This window comes from Chitinimonas naiadis, assembly GCF_054780835.1.
Window position 1 is genome coordinate 1,653,981 of record NZ_BAAGVO010000004.1, and the last position, 16,419, is coordinate 1,670,399.

Annotated in this window: 12 protein-coding genes; 4 read left to right on the forward strand and 8 right to left on the reverse strand. The window is 61.7% G+C overall.

Going from position 1 to position 16,419, the window contains the following annotated elements:
* Positions 1-97: 97 nt before the first annotated feature.
* Entirely contained in the window at positions 98-856 is a 759-nt protein-coding gene (locus ACYVHK_RS14000) for an SDR family NAD(P)-dependent oxidoreductase (RefSeq protein WP_460533090.1), read from the forward strand.
* 150 nt (positions 857-1,006) lie between these two features.
* Complete coding sequence (locus ACYVHK_RS14005; RefSeq protein ID WP_460533094.1) at positions 1,007-1,741, forward strand: substrate-binding periplasmic protein; 735 nt, start codon at positions 1,007-1,009, stop codon at positions 1,739-1,741.
* 32 nt (positions 1,742-1,773) lie between these two features.
* On the opposite strand, the gene trxC is transcribed toward ACYVHK_RS14005, so the two are convergent.
* From trxC to ACYVHK_RS14020, 3 genes are all read right to left on the reverse strand, one after another.
* Complete coding sequence (gene trxC / locus ACYVHK_RS14010; RefSeq protein WP_460533097.1) at positions 1,774-2,211, reverse strand: thioredoxin TrxC; 438 nt, start codon at positions 2,209-2,211, stop codon at positions 1,774-1,776.
* 53 nt (positions 2,212-2,264) lie between these two features.
* Positions 2,265-5,702, reverse strand: coding sequence for a DUF748 domain-containing protein (locus ACYVHK_RS14015; protein WP_460533100.1), 3,438 nt, complete (start codon positions 5,700-5,702; stop codon positions 2,265-2,267).
* Positions 5,703-5,891: 189 nt separating this feature from the next.
* Complete coding sequence (locus ACYVHK_RS14020) at positions 5,892-8,792, reverse strand: TonB-dependent receptor (RefSeq protein WP_460533103.1); 2,901 nt, start codon at positions 8,790-8,792, stop codon at positions 5,892-5,894.
* 456 nt (positions 8,793-9,248) lie between these two features.
* Here ACYVHK_RS14020 and ACYVHK_RS14025 point away from each other — a divergent pair, with 456 nt between their 5' ends.
* Positions 9,249-9,941, forward strand: a complete 693-nt coding sequence (locus tag ACYVHK_RS14025; RefSeq protein WP_460533106.1) for a substrate-binding periplasmic protein — start codon at positions 9,249-9,251, stop codon at positions 9,939-9,941.
* A gap of 15 nt (positions 9,942-9,956) precedes the next feature.
* Here the strand turns inward: ACYVHK_RS14025 and ACYVHK_RS14030 are convergent, their stop codons facing one another.
* Positions 9,957-10,733, reverse strand: coding sequence for a substrate-binding periplasmic protein (locus ACYVHK_RS14030; RefSeq protein ID WP_460533109.1), 777 nt, complete (start codon positions 10,731-10,733; stop codon positions 9,957-9,959).
* 221 nt (positions 10,734-10,954) lie between these two features.
* On the opposite strand from ACYVHK_RS14030, the gene acuI reads away from it, so the two are divergent.
* Positions 10,955-11,959 (forward strand): MDR family oxidoreductase, encoded by a 1,005-nt coding sequence (gene acuI / locus ACYVHK_RS14035; protein WP_460533112.1) that lies wholly within the window; start codon positions 10,955-10,957, stop codon positions 11,957-11,959.
* Between the two features lie 12 nt (positions 11,960-11,971).
* On the opposite strand, the gene ACYVHK_RS14040 is transcribed toward acuI, so the two are convergent.
* Genes ACYVHK_RS14040 through ACYVHK_RS14055 form a run of 4 tightly spaced genes read right to left on the reverse strand, consistent with a single transcriptional unit; the run spans position 11,972 to position 16,131 of the window.
* A complete protein-coding gene (locus ACYVHK_RS14040) occupies positions 11,972-12,799 on the reverse strand; it encodes an arginine N-succinyltransferase (RefSeq protein WP_460533115.1) in 828 nt (275 codons plus the stop codon).
* 4 nt (positions 12,800-12,803) lie between these two features.
* Positions 12,804-13,838, reverse strand: coding sequence for an arginine N-succinyltransferase (locus ACYVHK_RS14045; protein WP_460533118.1), 1,035 nt, complete (start codon positions 13,836-13,838; stop codon positions 12,804-12,806).
* A 5-nt stretch (positions 13,839-13,843) separates the two neighbouring features.
* Positions 13,844-14,848 (reverse strand): GlxA family transcriptional regulator, encoded by a 1,005-nt coding sequence (locus tag ACYVHK_RS14050; protein WP_460533121.1) that lies wholly within the window; start codon positions 14,846-14,848, stop codon positions 13,844-13,846.
* Between the two features lie 20 nt (positions 14,849-14,868).
* Positions 14,869-16,131: a cyanophycinase gene (locus tag ACYVHK_RS14055; RefSeq protein ID WP_460533124.1), complete on the reverse strand. Its 1,263-nt coding sequence runs from the start codon at positions 16,129-16,131 to the stop codon at positions 14,869-14,871.
* Positions 16,132-16,419: the final 288 nt, after the last annotated feature.

Genomic DNA, 16,419 nt, shown 5'->3' on the forward strand with positions numbered 1-16,419 from the left:
ATCAAATTACCCATCTTTGTAGGCACAAAAATCCCCAATAGACTGCAGCCATCCCCAAACACCCCCGGGTTTCCCCACAAACAAAAGGAGCTCCACCATGAACAAAAAGATCGCAATCGTCACCGGCGGCAGCCGCGGCCTCGGCAAGAACACAGCCCTTCACCTGGCACGGCAAGGCGTGGATGTCATCCTCACCTACCGCAGCAAGGAAGCAGAAGCCGCTGCGGTCGTGGCAGAAATCCAGGCCCTGGGTCGGCGAGCCGTTGCCCTGCCGCTGGATGTGGGCAACAGCGCCAGCTTCGGCGACTTTGCCACTCGGTTGGCGCAGATCCTGGACAAGACCTGGCAGCGCAAGTCGTTTGATTATCTGGTCAACAATGCCGGTATCGGGGCGCACGCCAGCATCGCCGATACGACAGAAGCGCAGTTTGATGAACTGGTAAACATCCACTTCAAGGGCGTGTTTTTCCTTACCCAGGCACTCTTGTCGTTGATCGCCGACGGTGGCCGTATCGTGAATGTTTCGACCGGCCTCACCCGCTTTGCCCTGCCCGGCTATGCGGCCTATGCCGCCATGAAGGGGGCGATCGAAACCCTGACCAAGTATCAGGCCAAGGAACTGGGCGCGCGTGGCATTGCTGTCAACGTGGTAGCCCCCGGCGCCATCGAGACCGACTTCGGCGGTGGCCGTCTGCGTGACAACGCCGAGCTGAACCGTTTCGTCGCATCCCAAACGGCGCTGGGGCGTACCGGACAGCCGGACGATATCGGCGGTGTGATCGCCTCCCTGCTCTCGCCCGCCAATGGCTGGATCAATGCCCAGCGAATCGAGGCTTCGGGTGGCATGTTCCTGTAAGCCGCGGGGTCCATCGATGCCGGCCCGCCATCCCTGCAAGGGTGGCGGGCTTTTTCATGGCAATGTTCATTGCCCTCCTATACTGGAAACAGCACACCCAAGACGAGAGAACGGACCATGGGCTGGAAGCGCTGGGCGTTAAGCGCAGTCATGACAATCCATACGCTGGCCGCGCCTACCGTGGCTCCCCGTACGGTCACCATCGGTGCGGAGGATGACTGGTTCCCCTACTCCGGCGTGGTCGATGGACGGCTGCAAGGCATCACCATCGACCTGGTCCGTGCCGCGTATCAGGCTGCAGGCATTGATGTGCGCTACCAGATCATGCCCTATGCGCGCTGCATGGCCCTGGCGAAGGCTGGCGCACTGGTAGGCTGCTTCGATACCTTGCGCAACGCCGCACTGGAAAAGGACTACCTGTGGCATGAGCAGCCCATGTTCCATGTCCAGTACCAGATTTATGCTCCGATCGCGTCCACCGAGCACAACCTGCGTCCCAAGGATCTGGAAGGCCAATACGTGGCCGTCACGCATGGCTACGAATACGGGCCTGAGTTCGACGACAACGCACGGATCCTGCGTGTCTATACCCCACGGGACGAGAACAATTTCCGGATGCTGATCGCCAGCCGGGTTCAATACACCGTGGCAATGGACCTCAATACCCAGGCGCTGATCAGGAAGCGCCCCGACGAGTTTGCCGGCAAGTTCAAGATCGTCGGGCAGGTGGCCGCAGCGGGGGTCTACACCGTCTTTTCCCGCAACCATCCCGATGCCCCGGTCATGCTGCAACGCTTTGACCAAGGCATGGCAACCATCCGCCAGAACGGCCGCTACAAGGCCATCCAGGATGAATGGGCAAAGCGGTTGGGTGAAACCCGATAGCGCCGCCGGTCACCGAACGGAAATCGGGTGACTCAACCACCCTGATGTTGTGCCAGGGCGGCACGCGCCCACGCGAGCAATTGGCTCGCCTGCATGACGCCGCTCTGCCTGGCGATTTCCTGGCCATCCTTCATCAGCAGCAAGGTCGGGATGCTACGGATACCAAAATGGCGGCTGGCAACCGGCGCGGCATCGCTGTCCACCTTCACGAAGCGAATATCCGGCGCAACGCGGGCCGCTTCATCGAACTGTGGCGCCATCATGCGGCAGGGGCCGCACCAGGCGGCCCAGAAGTCGACCAGCACCGGTAGCTCGGTATGGGCAAGAAAGTTGGGCAGCGCGGCATCCGTCAGCGGGACCGGCGTCGTCGCCATCAGCGCCTGGCCACACTTGCCACAATTGGGCTCATCCTTGAGCCGCTCGTTGGGAATACGGTTGGTCGCGCCACAAGATGGGCAAACGAGATGCATGGTGTCCTCCTCAATTCAGGTTATCGCGTGTTCCACGGCGATAGCCCGGGATGTCATTGCGGGGCCGCGACGACCGCTGGGCCGGCCGGCATCGTTGGTTCGGCAGCGCCTCGCGTATCGAGTTTGATCTCCATCGGCACACCTTCGCCGTGGGATTCCGCTACGGCCGGCTCGCCCAGGGTGATACGGTCCGCCAGCGCGGGCGCAGCAGCAACGATCTGCGCCTTGGCGAGTTCTGCCCGCTGCCTGGCCAATGTCAGCAAGGTGGGGGTATCGATGGATTTCTCAACCGCCGCGATCATCTCCTCACGAAACGCCTTGTAACGCGCCGGTTCATCCTTGGTACTGATCAACTTGCCCGCCAGCGCCAGTTGGCCGATGCGGCTGCCATAGCTGCTGCGGATGGCAGCCTGAGTGGCCGGATCTTCAAAATCCGGCCGGCCCACCGGCAACCCGGCCTCAGGCTTGAGCCCGGCCTTGGTGAGGATTTCGGTATCGATCTGCACCCGTGCCATCGCATGCACATCGGTTTTCGGGTCATAGGTGCCGGCCATCGCGACGGTCAGGCGTGGCCGCTTGCCAAGCATCTCCGCCAGCTTCGCAAGTTTCTCGCTCTCGGGCGGCGCAACGGCCGCCTGACCTGGTGCGAACGTCACGGCTTCGAAGCCCTCGCTACCCAGCAACGAAGCCAAAGCCCGGAACGGCGAAGTCACAATCTTGGTCAGTACATTGGCGATAGCCTGACCAATCAGGTGCCCGTAGCTGAACTCCGGGTCATCCAGCCGGCCGCTCACCGGCAACTCCAGCTCGATCCGACCGTCGCTGTCTTCCAGCAGCGCAACCGCCAGGCTGAGTGGCAGCTTGGTCACGCCCGGCTTGTCCACTTCCTCTCCAAGCTTGATCGACTGGATCACCACCTTGTTCTCACCTTTGACCACTCGGTCCTTGAGCGCGTAACGCAGGTCCACGTTCAAGCGACCATCCTGCAGATGCCAACCTGCAAAGTTGCTGGAATAAGGGTCCAGGCTATTGATCGGAATGTTCTTGAACGACATGACCAGCGCACTGTCATCGCTTACTGCAAACGGTGCGAGCGTGCCGCGGATACGCACCACGCCGTAGCGATCCACCTGACCATCCAGCGTCACCGTGGTGTGCTTGTTCGGGTCAGTCGCAACACCCTGCACCGTGCCGGAAAGATCGTGTATCTGCGAGGCGAAGCCGGGATTGAGACTACGGTCCGCAAAATCCAGCGCGGCAGACTTGACCACCACCGAGCGTATGCTCAACTGCGGCCCATCCTTGGCACGGCGCTTGGCCGGTGCAGACTTGGGGGCGTCCGCAGTGGGATTACCTTCGGCATCGGTCACGACCGCCTCAACCCTGGCCGTTTTCTCGACAGCGGAAGCAGGTGTGGTTGCCGGCGTCGGCTTTTGCTTGTCCGGCGGTGTGAACAAGGTCGTCAGGTTGAGGTTGCGTTGTTCATCAAGCCGCAAGCGCAACCGGGGGGACTCCAGCCGCAGCTTGTCGATGTTCACCGCCAGCGCCTTGCCGCCCTTGACCGTCAGGCCCTCGACATTCAGACCCTCCCACGCAACCAGTGGATCGGCCTGCTTGGGCTCCATGACAGTCAATGACCCGACATTGGCACTACCACCCAACTGCCAGCCGCCCGCAGCCGGCATTCTCAGTTGCAGCCGGGCCGATACATCCCCGCTGGCCAGCGTCAACGGCGTACCCGCAACAGCGTAGGGGGCGAGCGGCTGCAATGGCACCTGCTTAAGCCGTATCGAGCCCTCGGCCCTGCCGGCCTCGGTCTGTATCAGCAGGTCGGCCTCAACCGCGCCGCGCCTGGCGCCTTGTGCAGCGCCACCCAACGCCCCGCCAAGACGGAGCTTCAGGTCCGCATCACCGTTCAGGTCGGCCGTACCTTGCAAATCGGCCAGCGTGATGGCAACGGGCTTGTTCTCGACAAGGTCATGCCAACTCATGCCACTGCCAGTCAGCGCCAGCTCTGGCGGCACTACCTTCCAGCGGCTCGGCTCAGATGCCTTGGGCTGTAGTGGCTTGAACATATTGGAGAGATCGATCTTCCCGTCCGCGCCCCGGCTGGCGATCACCGACAATCCCGTTACCGTCAACTTGCCCGGCATGGCCTTGCGACCATCCAGCTCGACCGTGCCGGGGGCCATGCTGGCCGTGGCGATCGTCAGCGGCACGCCGCCCTTGCCATCCCCGATATTCAGATCTGCCAGTTCGGCCTGCAGCGCCTCAAGCCCCAGTCCTTGCTTGTTCTGCCGGATGGCAAAGCTGGCGGCCGGGATACGCACGGCCAGATCATGGGCCTGAACCGTGCTGGCATCATGCAGGCTCAGCGACCAGTCACGGAACGCGATCTTTTCCACGGCAACGCGCCAGGGAGCCGGCACCATGGGCTGCTCCGACTGAGGCGGCGCGGCATCGGCCGGCTTGGCAGGCAGCGCCGCCAGCCAGTCCAGCTCACCATCCTCACCCTTGCGCACCGAAAGCTTGCCGCCTAGCAATTCAATGCCGGCGATATGCAGGCGATGTTCTGCCAGATCAAAGCTACCGCCACTGAGCTTGATCTGGGGCAACTCGAAACGGCTGGCCTTACCAGGGGCCTCCAGCGCCAGGCCATCGAGGCTGGCGGAGAATGCGGACAAGGTTAAGCCGAGCTTGTCACGGCTGGTCAGTTGGTAGCGCGCTTGTACATCCAGACTGCCTCGAGGCGCCGCCAGGCGTATCGCATCACCGGTCAAAGGCCACAATCTGGCGAGGGTGAGCTTGCTGACCCGAATGTCCCCTGCAGAGACCAGCGGCGCGAGACTCAGGCTGCCGCGCCACTCGAGGCGAGCACCATCGTCGAGCGTAGCCGTGAGCTGGTATGCCCCCTCCCTGGGGCGCGTCGCCAGATCATTCAAGATGAGATTCAAGGGGTCGAGCCGCCAGGCCGGAGCCATACTATCCCGCGCTACCATGCTGCCCTGCTGAATGGCCAGATGATCAATCAGCAGATCGGGCGGTTCGGTCGCGGGCGACGGCGGTACCGGGCCAGGCGCTTGTACGGCCTGGATGAAGCGTTCCCAGTTCCAGCGGCCGCCCTGTTGACGGGCAAGGGTAAGCTGCGGTCGATCCAGTACCAGTTCACTGAGCCGGTAGCGCCCGATCAGCAGATCGGAAGGATCCAGGTTCACCCGTATCCCTTGTGCAAGGAATAACGGTTGATCCATGCCGTCTGCCAGCCGGATGTCACGCAAAGTTACCGTCCAGCGGAAGGGATTGATCGATACGTCACCGATGATGAGTTGGTGGCCATGCTTCACGCCCCATTCGGCGGCCGTCCGCTGCAGCTTGCCGGGCAACCAGAACGCGACCACGGCACATAGCAACAACCACAGCGCGAGCAGGATCAGGGCAAGCCGGGCAAAACGACGACGAAAGATGGGGGCGCGCAAAGGCGTGACGGACATGGCGGGTGAGCTTGTTGAGGCGTGACAGGAACGTTCCCGTGAATTATGGCGGTTAGCCTGTCTGCACGCCAACGTCATCTGCCCAGGTCGGGCAGTTGTCCGCATCGACGAATAAAAAGGCCCGCCCCTGACGGGACGAGCCTGATGGGCAAGCAGATCAGCCAGCGTTGCCGACCTGCGCTTTCCGCTTTAGAGGAATTTGTACTTGGCGGTGAGATAGAAGATACGGCCGCGTGGATCGGTCAGCGTCGCGTCGTAACCGAACTGGAAGTTCTGGGTCGTCCGTGACGATGGCGGTTCACGGTCAAACAGGTTCTTCACACCCAGGGCCAGATCCAGATTCTTGATCCCACGCCAGGTACCCAAGATATCGACGGTCGTATTGCTGGCGACTCGGCGATCCTTCTGGTAGCTCGGGTTATCCTTTTGCGTACCGTCGATAAAGTCCCGGTAGCCGGCAGTGAAGTTCTGCGTCACCGAGCCACCCCATACGCCCTTCGCCCAGGTCCCTGTCAGCGTATGACGCCAGCGCGGTGCCGCACCAAAGTCACCATAAGCACCGGCATCGCTGGTCGCAGTCGTTCCGGTGTACTGATAGCTATGCTTGGTGAAGTAGGTGCCATCCAGCATCAGGCCAAACTGCCCCCACTCACCGGCCTTCACCTTGTAATTGAGGTTCAGGTCCAGACCCGCAGCGATCTTGTTGGCGGTATTGAGGTAAGGCAGATAGACGTAGGCAATCGGGAACAGCGGATTGGTGCTGCCTGGGTACAGGCCCGGTGCCGAGCCAGTCAAGCCGGCCAAACCACCGTCCAGGCTATAGCCATTGGGATAGACCGCCGGATCGTAGCGCACAAAACGATCCTGATATTTGGCTGGATCGCCGAATACCTGGATTTCCGATTGGGCAACAATCGCGTCCTTGACCTTCACATGCCAGTAGTCGACCGAACCTGAGAAATTGCTGGTCGGTGCAAATACGAAACCCAGAGAGTACTGCGTCGACTTCTCAGGATTCAGGTTCGCCTCGCCCTTGGTGGCAGTCGTCTGCTGGATACGGCATTCATCCTGCAGCGCACCTACCGGGCTCGTCGGGATGTTCTTGGGCGTACCGTCGGCATTACAACGGATAGGATCGCTGTAGCTGCCCGAGGTATTTCCCCCTTCAGTGAACGGCCGCAGGTTCTCGAACAGGGTCGGTGCGCGGAAACCCTTGGCAAAGGAACTGCGTACCAGCAATTCCTTGCTGGCCTGATAACGCAGCCCGATCTTGGGGCTCAAGCGCTTGAAGGAATTGTCGGTGGCTGCGCCCTTGAAGTCGTTCTGGTAGCTGTCCCAGCGGGCAGCCAGCTGCATTTCCAGATCCTTGTACAGCGGAACCGAGGCCTCCGAGAAGATGGCGTAGACATCACGGGCACCCGAGACGGATGGTACCGGGCCATTGCCGCCAACCAGGTCGCCTGTCGCCAGCACGTCCTCGGAATGCTGATCAAGCTTTTCCTTGCGATAGGAGCCGCCAACTGCAAAGCCCAGCGGGCCGTAAGACAATTGGGTCAGTTCCTTGGAAACACGGAAATCCGCCTCGGTAGACTTGGATACGCCCGAGTTTTCCGGCCCATGCAACTCAGCACTGGCCAGGGCTGCAAGGCCGGCGGCATCCTGCGGTCCCAGCAGGTTGATCACGCCCGAGTTCACTAGTGGCGTGAGTTTGGCGTAGGAGTACTGACCGGCACCGAAGGAGATCACACCCTTGTACTTGGAATAACTGATACCGGTGTCGTAGTCCCACTCGGCAATCGTGCCTTTGGCACCAATCACGAAACGGTCGGTCTTCTGGTCAACGATATCAGCTCGGCCACCACCGGCCACGGTACGCCAGCGGCCGCCTACCCTGCTACCGTCCGGCATGACGGTCATGTCCTGGCCAAGCACGGTATCTGCCCCCAGTACGGTACCGTCCGGCATGACATAGCCTGCCGGCAAGGTGTAGCCCTTGGGAATCGTGATGCCATTCGGGAAGGTGCTGGTCGACTGACCGGGATACCACTTGCTGGTATTAGGCAGCGAGGCGTTGGCGATGGTATAGGGTGCAGGCGAGTAGAACGAGGTGACCTTGTCGTGCACATGCATGGCATCAAGGTAGATCTGGTTCTCGGAATCCAGTGCAAACACAAAGCGCCCCACCACGTTGTCGTGTTGGGCCTTTGGCATGATATCGATGAATTTCACATAGTCGGTGCCACAAGCGGCCGGATCACCGATCTCGTGCAAGGCAAAGGCTGGCGCGTCACAACCCTTGTAGCGGTATGGGTTAAGGCCACTGTATTCATTGCCACGGGTATCGGTGAAGTTCAGGTTGGGAATACCGTTACGGGAAGAGAACTGATCGGCGCCCAGGTCGGGACGGAAACCCGTTGCGGCAAAGTCGCGGTCAACCGCCTTCAGGCGCTGATCTTCTTCGTGGTAGACGCTGACAAAGGCATTGAAGCGATCTTCGGCCAGATTGCCCCAGCCGCCGGTCACGGTATAGGTACGGACGTTACCACCGCCCTTGTCGACATCCGTCTGGTAGGTCGCTGCCTCCAGACCGGTAAAGTCCTTCTTCGTGATGAAGTTGATCACGCCGGCCACGGCATCGGCACCATAGATGGCGGAAGCGCCGTCACGCAGCACTTCCACGCGTTCAATGACGGCCAGCGGAATGGTATTGAGGTCAATGACTGAGTTGCCGAAGGCGAAGTCGGCAACACGACGGCCATTGAGCAGGACCAGGGTGTACTTGGAACCGAGACTGCGCAGGTTGGCGGTGGATGCCGCGCCGGGATAACCCACGTTATTGGAGACGGTCGTGCCACCGAAGTTGGCAGGTATGAGGTTGACCAGGTCCTGTGCGGTTGTCGCGCCAGTACGCTGGATGTCTTCCTTGGTGATCGTGGTGACAGGCAAGGCACCTTCTTTTGCGAGGCGCTTGATGCTGGTACCGGTAATTTCGATGCGTTCTGACTTCTGCGGCTGATCTTCTGCGTAAACATGCGTTGCGCCAGCAATCCCGATCAAGCTGATTGCATAGGCAAGTTGCTTCACTTTCATTACGGAATCTCCCCAGTTCGATATGCGAAGAAGATGCCGGAACACACCCTACAGGCTGCTTTCCAGCACCTTTTGTACGGCGATACGATCAGCCTTGATGCCAGGATCTCTGACAGGCAATCGCAAGGTTTACAGCAAAATTACAAATATGATCTTGGGATATGAACAAGGGGCGCGCAATATTATATTGATTGTCTTGCAACAAACCGTTTCCAGATGTTGGCGGTCAGCAACACATGTGTGCGCTGCACCGCCAGAGACCAGCATCGGGCTATTGCACCACTTGCGGCAGATACGGTTTGCCCCTGTGCCTGCCAGCGCCTTTAATGGTGAGAGTTCCATCGGTACGGTTCCTACATGCCCTTTTCTCATTTTTTACCGACCGGCACCCTTTATTTCCTGATGGCGACGGCCTCTATCTGCGCCTGGTCGGTCGATTGCCCTGCGCGAATTCGCATGGCTTATCTGGATACGCCTGCCGAACCCTTCATCCTGGGCAGAGGAGCGGTGGCAAAGCCGCCGGGACTGGTTGTGGAGTGGGCGCTGCGTGCCGTCGCCGCAACCGGCTGCTCGCCCCGCATCTCGCTCACCCGGCAGCCCGCAGTGCGACTGGACATGGCCTTGACGAGTGGAGATCTAGACATTCTGATTGGCGTGGCTGCCACCCCCGAACGGGAGCAGAAACATGCTTACCCGGGCAATGCAGGCGGGCGCCTGCTGTATGTTGCCCAGGCGGATATCTCGTTCTATACGACCACCGAAACAGGTATCGATTGGAATAGCCAGAAGCCAAACCTGAAAAATGTGACCGTTGGTGTCGCGCGTGGCCAGATGCCCGCCGCTATTGCAGAAAACCACGGCTGGCGCGTCGATCTGGCCCCGGACAACGTCAGCAACTATCGCAAGCTGATCAACGGCCGCGTTCCGCTGATCCTGGAAACCTCCCTGCTCGCCGACCCCTACTTCCAGGCCAATCCGGCACCTGGCCTGCATAAACTGAGCCCACCCGTCATGCGGCTGGACTACTACTCGCCCGCCAGTCGATCCTTCTATCGCGACTATGCCGGGTTCACCGAGCAATACTGGCTGCAGCTGTGCCGATTTTCCCGGGATGTCTTGAAGCAGCTGCCGGCCTGCCGGCTCGACTAGGCAACCCGCCCCGCGCTACTCCAGCACCACCCCGTAACGACGCTGCAAAGCCAGATACGCCTTGCTGGCAAGTACCTTGCGTTGCGCCGCCTGCCAACGCTGCAGCTTTTCTGCCGGATAAGCGGGAGAGAATGCGTAATAGTGCGCGAAGCGGCCGGACAAACAGCCCGCCTCCCTGATGTGTACCCCTGCCTGGTCCGCAAGCCAGCGCATATTGTTGCGCTCGACCAGGACCGCATCCACCCGGCCATTGAGCAACTTCTGCAGATTGAGCTTGCCTGGCTCGGGGCCGCCGACCAGATCCAGCCGCCCCTCCTGCTTCATGCGATCCAGCGCCAGGGCCAACGGCGTGCCCGCCCGCGCCACCGACTCGTACCCCAGCTCCCGGCCCAGGCGGATATCCGCCAACGCCGCGGGGCCGGTGTAGTGCCAGCGCTGGCCTTCCAGGGTATAGAAGCAGGCACGCAGGTGAAATACCGGCTCTACTCCGGCCAGGCCATCGAGACGAGTCACCAGCGGCAGCATGTCGTACTGGCCCTGTTCCACATAGGCACGGCCACGGGTAAGCGGCATGGAATCGAACTGCACGCGCCACCCGCCTTCCTGCGCGATCATCCTGGCAAGCGCCATGCCGAACCCGCCACCGGGTACCTGCCGGCAGATCATGGGGCACCATTCATCGCTGGTGACGCGCAAGGAAGGCAATGGTGCCGGTTCATCCGCCACGGCCGGGCCTGCCAGCAACAAGGCGAAGGCGGCATACAGGGATAGAGGGAACAATCGGACAAGCATGCGGGTCAGGACGAAGAGAGAACCAGGAATTGAACTTCAGTCGCAAAAGGTAAAGGCAGGGCTGTGGCAGGAATACCAACGGCATGAACCGCTGGGCGGATTCTACTGGCGATCGTCCGCTTGGCAAGCCAAAGAATAATCCACCCCTTGCGACCAGGGACCATCGGCCCATACTGGCCGGCCTGGCCCGACCAATCACGGCTTACAGGCAGGAGAGCATCATGGGTTTCAAGGCCATCTGGCTGGAGAAGGACGGCGACGCCAGCATTACCGAGCTGCGCGAACTCGACGAGCAGGCATTCGCCGACTATCCCCAGGCCAGCGGCACGGTACGGGTCGCGATCAGCCATTCCACGCTCAACTACAAGGATGCCCTGGCCATCACCCATCGCAGCCCGGTTGTCCGTGCCTGGCCGATGGTGCCCGGTATCGACGGCGCGGGGGTCGTCACGCGCAGCGACGATCCGCGTTGGGGCGTAGGCGACCCCATCATCCTCAATGGCTGGGGTGCGGGCGAGTTGCATTGGGGCTGTCTGAGCCAGCAGATGCAGTTGCCGGGCGAGTGGTTGCAACCGCTACCGCCCGCCCTGACCGCCGCCCAGGCCATGAGCATCGGCACCGCCGGCTATACCGCCATGCTGTGCGTGATGGCACTGCAGGATGCTGGCGTACCACCTGGGCAAGGCGAGATTCTGGTTACCGGCGCGAGCGGTGGCGTAGGCAGCTTTGCCATCTCCCTGCTCAGCAGCGCCGGCTATCGCGTCGTCGCCTCGACCGGCAAGCAGGCGGAGATCGACTACCTGCGCAGCCTGGGTGCCAATGAAGTGATCGATCGCCACCGTCTGAGCGAGCCCGGCAAGCCATTGCAAAGAGAGCGCTGGGCAGGGGTCATCGACTCGGTCGGTTCGCATACGCTGGCCAATGCCCTGGCGCAGACCCAGTACGGCGGGGCGGTAGCCGCCTGCGGCCTTGCCCAGGGCATGGATTTTCCGGGCAGTGTAGCCCCCTTCATCCTGCGAGGCGTACGGCTGCTGGGCATCGATTCCGTCCTCTGCCCCATGCCTCGGCGCAATGCCGCCTGGCGCCGGCTGGCCTCGGAACTCGATCACGGCAAGCTTGCTGCCATTACCCGCAATATCCCCTTGAGCGGCGTGATCGAGGCCGCGCATACGCTGCTGGATAACCAGATCCGGGGCCGCCTGCTGGTGACCCTGCCGACCGATTGACGTCGTTCCGTCTCAAGCTGCGTCATCCGTGACAACCTTGCCCGCCCGGACCTTGCGCACGGTCGGCAGCATGTCGATCTCTGCTTCGAAGATCGGCCCGGCATCGTCGATACGGATGTGATGGCCGTAACTCAGGCCGGACTCGACCAGCGCGTTCTGCAGCAGGCGTAGCTCCGGGGCGGCCTGGGCAATGCAGCGCTGGGTCGCATGGGCCAGGAAAGAGGTATAGATCGCATGCTTGGGCAGCAAGGACGCCACATGCGGATGCCAGCGATCACCGAAGCGCTGGCGTACCTCGCGGATATCGTGACGGCAGAACTGCTTGCCCATGCCTTGCCAGAACACCGCCTGTCCGGCGGGATCCCGCATGCCGGCTAGTTCGACCATCACATGGCTGGCATAGTCGGCCCGGTGATCGGCGATGAGTTGCAACGCCGTATCCAGCAAGTGCTGCAGTACGCAGGCTTGCTCGCCGGGTGAAAGCGCCTTTTTATCCCAGGCGATATCGCCCAGTTCGGAATAGCCGGTATGGTCATTACCCAGCAGCAGGGTGTGCTGCCGCTCGAACAGGCCCAGTTCACTGGCCGCATGAACCACCGTGCCCACATGGTAGGAAAAGCGCGGTGACTGCAAGCCGGCCACGGTAGTGATACGCAGGCAGGCCAGGGGCGTGATCCGGCCTGCAGCCACGGTGACCAGCAAGCCGCCTCCATCAAGGCCGTGATGCGACGTCGATTCGCCGGCAAGCGCGGCGAAATCGGCTCGCAGCGCGGCAATCGCATCCAGATCCGCCGGCTCGGCGGCGCGGGTAGTCAGTTCAGCCGGGTCCAGAGTGTGCATAGGATCAGCCCTTCGTCAGGGGTGCAGTACGAATGACGGCACCGGTACCGATATTCAGCAATTTGCTGGCGGCCTCCGGCAGGGTCAGGCCGTCGGCCGTCAACAGCGCGGGGGCGATGGTGGCTCGAAAGCTCTCCAGCCCGGCATTGGTCACCAGATGCGGGGTGCCGACACCGACCGCCTGACCCGGCAAGGCGCGGGTACGGCAACCTTCGCGGACCGTCTTGAGCAAGGCAATACGCGACTCGACAATGGGGCCGCCGTCGAAGATATCGAGATAGGTCTCGGCCTCGAACCCCTCGTCAAGCAGGATGGAGAACGGCAGCTCGGCATCGGGGTGCAGCTGCCCGAGCGACCATTGCGCCGCCTCCGGCAAAAGCGGCACATAGATCGGAGAGTGGGGCATCAGATCGGCGATGAAGGATTTGCTGCGGCCACCACATAATTGCTCGATCTGCGGGTAGTCCATATTGAAGAAACGTCGTCCGACCGCATCCCAGAACGGACAGTGACCCAACTCGTCGCAAAGGCCCGGGCTTTCGGCCGCGATACGGTCGGAAAACCGTTCGGCGAATTCGGCGATGAACAGCAAGCGGGCCCGGGACAAGAGTTGCGGCGCCAACGTGTGTTCGTATTCCGGTTCGATATAGAAGGAAGTCAGCAGGGAATAGGCGGTGAGGTCATGGCACAGATGCAGGGTATGCAGACGGTGCACCTCGCCCAACGCTTCACTGGTGTGTACCAGGTACTCATTGCGATAGCTGTAGAAGCGATCGTTGAAGCCGGCCGTCGCAGCAATGCCGCTGGTGCCAATCACGCGGCCGCTGGCGAGGTCTTCCAGTACGAACAGATAGCGCTCCTCGCCGCTGGTGTCTTCGCGATTCTGGAAGGACTGCTGCGACAGCAGCAACTTCTGTCGCAGGCGCTCCCGGTCACTCGGCAGGGAGTTGACACCAAAGGCGCTGGCCGCGCCAAAGCGCTCCAGATCAGGCAGGTCGTCCGGTGTCGAGGGACGTAGCAGGTAGCCGCTGTGGTTCACGGTAGTCATTCTCCGGCGGAAGTCGGTTCGGCGCGCCAGTAGGCAACGCGCTCGGTGCGTTCATCGCGTGGGCTGCGACCAAAATGGGCACGGTAGGCGGTGGAAAAATGCGGGCCGGAGGCAAAACCGCAGGCAAGGCCAATCTGCAGGATGGATTGGCTGCTCTGCTGCAACAACCGGCGGGCGCGCTTGAGCCGCAGGCCCAGGTAGTAGCGAGAGGGCAACTCGTCGAGATGCTGCTTGAACAGCCGCTCCAGTTGCCGGCGCGAGACGCCGACCAGACGGGCGACTTCTTCGGTTGCCAGCGGCTCGGCCAGGTTGGCCTCCATCAGCGCCAGGGCCTCGGATAAATGGACGCTGCCACCACTGGCCCGTGCCGAGTTGTTGGCCTGTGGCCGCTCGTCTGCCGACCGGACGCGCTCCAGACCCAGGTGGGCGACGATATCGTTGACCAACTTGCTGCCGTGACGTTGGCCCAACCAGGTCAGCAGCATGTCGCCGCTACCAGTATTGCCGCAACTCAGCCGGTTACGATCAATTTCAAACAGGTTGGCAGAGACAATGCATTGCGGATGATCATCCGAGAGTGTGTCGAGATAGGTCCACTGCTGGGTGGCGCGATAGCCGCGCAACAGCCCGGCCTTGGCCAGGATGCTGGCGCCGCAGCCTATGCCAACCAGCAGGCAGCCCAGCGAGGCATAGGTACGCAGGATATCGAGCATGGCAGTGTCGAATTCGCCCGCAACGGGTGGCTGGCCGCTGATCACGAACAGGCCATCCAGCGCCAATCCTTTGTGCAGATTGTCATTGACCGAGATACGCACGCCTTGCGCCGCGGTCACCGGCCCACCATCACGCGACAGCAGGACGGTACGGTAGCGCGGTTCCCCCAACAACTCGTTGGCCGCGGTCAGGACCTCGAGCACCGGACTCAGGCCGCCCAGCGGAAAATCCGGGGACAGCAGGAAACCATAGCGTTGCATGGTCGAAGGCGGGGCTTGGTCCCACATGGTCAGGATCTGTCCGCCCTTTATTCCGACCACGCCCGGAAGAGCGGACGTTGCATGCGCACCGGGGTGACATCGAGATAGATATTCGCCACCGTGTAGTCCTCCCCGCCCATGCGACTGGTATACCAGCCCAGGCTGTCGCGCCCCTTGTACAGCCGGAAGGTAAAGCCCAGGTCCGGCTGAGGGTCGGTCTTGCGTGGCTCGCCGGCAAATACCAGGCCGTGAACCTCGGGATGGACATTGTCGATCAGGTTGCTCATCGCGTTGACGATGGTGCTGTCGCCGAGCATATCGGCATAGAAGGGGTTGTTATCGAAATAGGGCTTGTAAGGCGTGGCATTGGGGTCGATACGCAGATCGGCCAGCTTCTCGGCCGAAGGAAACAACTCACGCCGCTTGAGATGGTAGCGATCGCCACGATCCAGGTAGGTCAGCTTCGCCCCCTTGATATTGAACGCCTTCAGCGTGGCATCCCGGGTGGCATCGGACAGGTCGACCAGCAGCACACCCTTGGCACCGATCACTTCGATCTCGTCGCCATGTACGATGGCTGCGGAGTTTTCCTCCACCCCCAGGCCCAGCTTGTAGCCCCTGGCGATCATCATGGGCAGGATACGGCCGATACGGCCGCGCTTGAGAAAATGCTGGTCGACAAACAGGTCCGGCCCGACAAAGCCCAAGCCACGATCCACTTCCTTGCCTTCGCGCATCTCGCCCCGCAGCACCTTCAGTGTGTCCGGTGCGTCACGGAACATATAAGCGCTCATGATGGCGGCACCGGCACTACTGCCAGCCACCACGCCGCCCCGGCGATAGACTGTCCAGATGGCTTCCAGCAAGGGGCTGGGCTTGCCTACCGGCAAGAGGGTGTCGACGATGCGTTCCTGCGCCCCACCGGCAAAGTAGATGCCCTGGGCCGCCAGTACCTTGTTGATCAGTTCCGGGTCCTGCACCGCGGTGGCGACATCACGCCCGGGCCAGCCTGGGGCTACCGGCAGGACCTCGGCCACCGCACCTGCACGCGTCAGCGCATCGGCGATCTGGGCGCCGGAACGCTCCGGTTTACCCGCCGCGGCCGGAATCACCAGAAAACGACTACCCTGCCCGCCCGCCAGATCGACCAGGCGCTGCCACACGGCGGTATTGTTGAAAGAGAGGGCACCCCCGATGGGTACGGCATAACCGACGGGGGCCGTGCCTTGCACCGACTCCGAGGCCAGAACCGCTGCCGCCAGCACGCTGGCCAGCAATACACGCTGCAAGTGATGGAATAAGGTCGACACCTGGCTTGTCCCTCTGCCTGCCGCCGACTGCGCCAGACGTTTATTGTGTTGCAGCAGATATTGGCAGCCTCCGCCCTTGAACGCCACGGGTGTCAGTGACGGATTCCACCATCCACAAGCCGATGTCGCTTTTGCGAAAACGGCGTATGCCCCACGCCACAATATTTTCTTTGAAAGCGACCAGATGTTTTCTGGCTGCGACTGGCGCCCCTCTCCCCGCTATCTCCGCAAGGCAACTGTGCCCAGAGTTCAATCCCGATGCGTCGCCCGCCGGGTCATCCCCGTAGA

Bases quoted from the DNA above. Each gene is read 5' to 3' on its own strand.
- ACYVHK_RS14025 (WP_460533106.1), top strand. From the start codon at position 9,249: ATGGCTTATCTGGATACGCCTGCCGAACCCTTCATCCTGGGCAGAGGA.
- ACYVHK_RS14015 (WP_460533100.1), bottom strand. From the start codon at position 5,702: ATGTCCGTCACGCCTTTGCGCGCCCCCATCTTTCGTCGTCGTTTTGCC.
- ACYVHK_RS14020 (WP_460533103.1), bottom strand. From the start codon at position 8,792: ATGAAAGTGAAGCAACTTGCCTATGCAATCAGCTTGATCGGGATTGCT.
- ACYVHK_RS14030 (WP_460533109.1), bottom strand. From the start codon at position 10,733: ATGCTTGTCCGATTGTTCCCTCTATCCCTGTATGCCGCCTTCGCCTTG.
- acuI (WP_460533112.1), top strand. From the start codon at position 10,955: ATGGGTTTCAAGGCCATCTGGCTGGAGAAGGACGGCGACGCCAGCATT.
- ACYVHK_RS14050 (WP_460533121.1), bottom strand. From the start codon at position 14,848: ATGTGGGACCAAGCCCCGCCTTCGACCATGCAACGCTATGGTTTCCTG.
- ACYVHK_RS14005 (WP_460533094.1), top strand. From the start codon at position 1,007: ATGACAATCCATACGCTGGCCGCGCCTACCGTGGCTCCCCGTACGGTC.
- ACYVHK_RS14040 (WP_460533115.1), bottom strand. From the start codon at position 12,799: ATGCACACTCTGGACCCGGCTGAACTGACTACCCGCGCCGCCGAGCCG.
- trxC (WP_460533097.1), bottom strand. From the start codon at position 2,211: ATGCATCTCGTTTGCCCATCTTGTGGCGCGACCAACCGTATTCCCAAC.
- ACYVHK_RS14000 (WP_460533090.1), top strand. From the start codon at position 98: ATGAACAAAAAGATCGCAATCGTCACCGGCGGCAGCCGCGGCCTCGGC.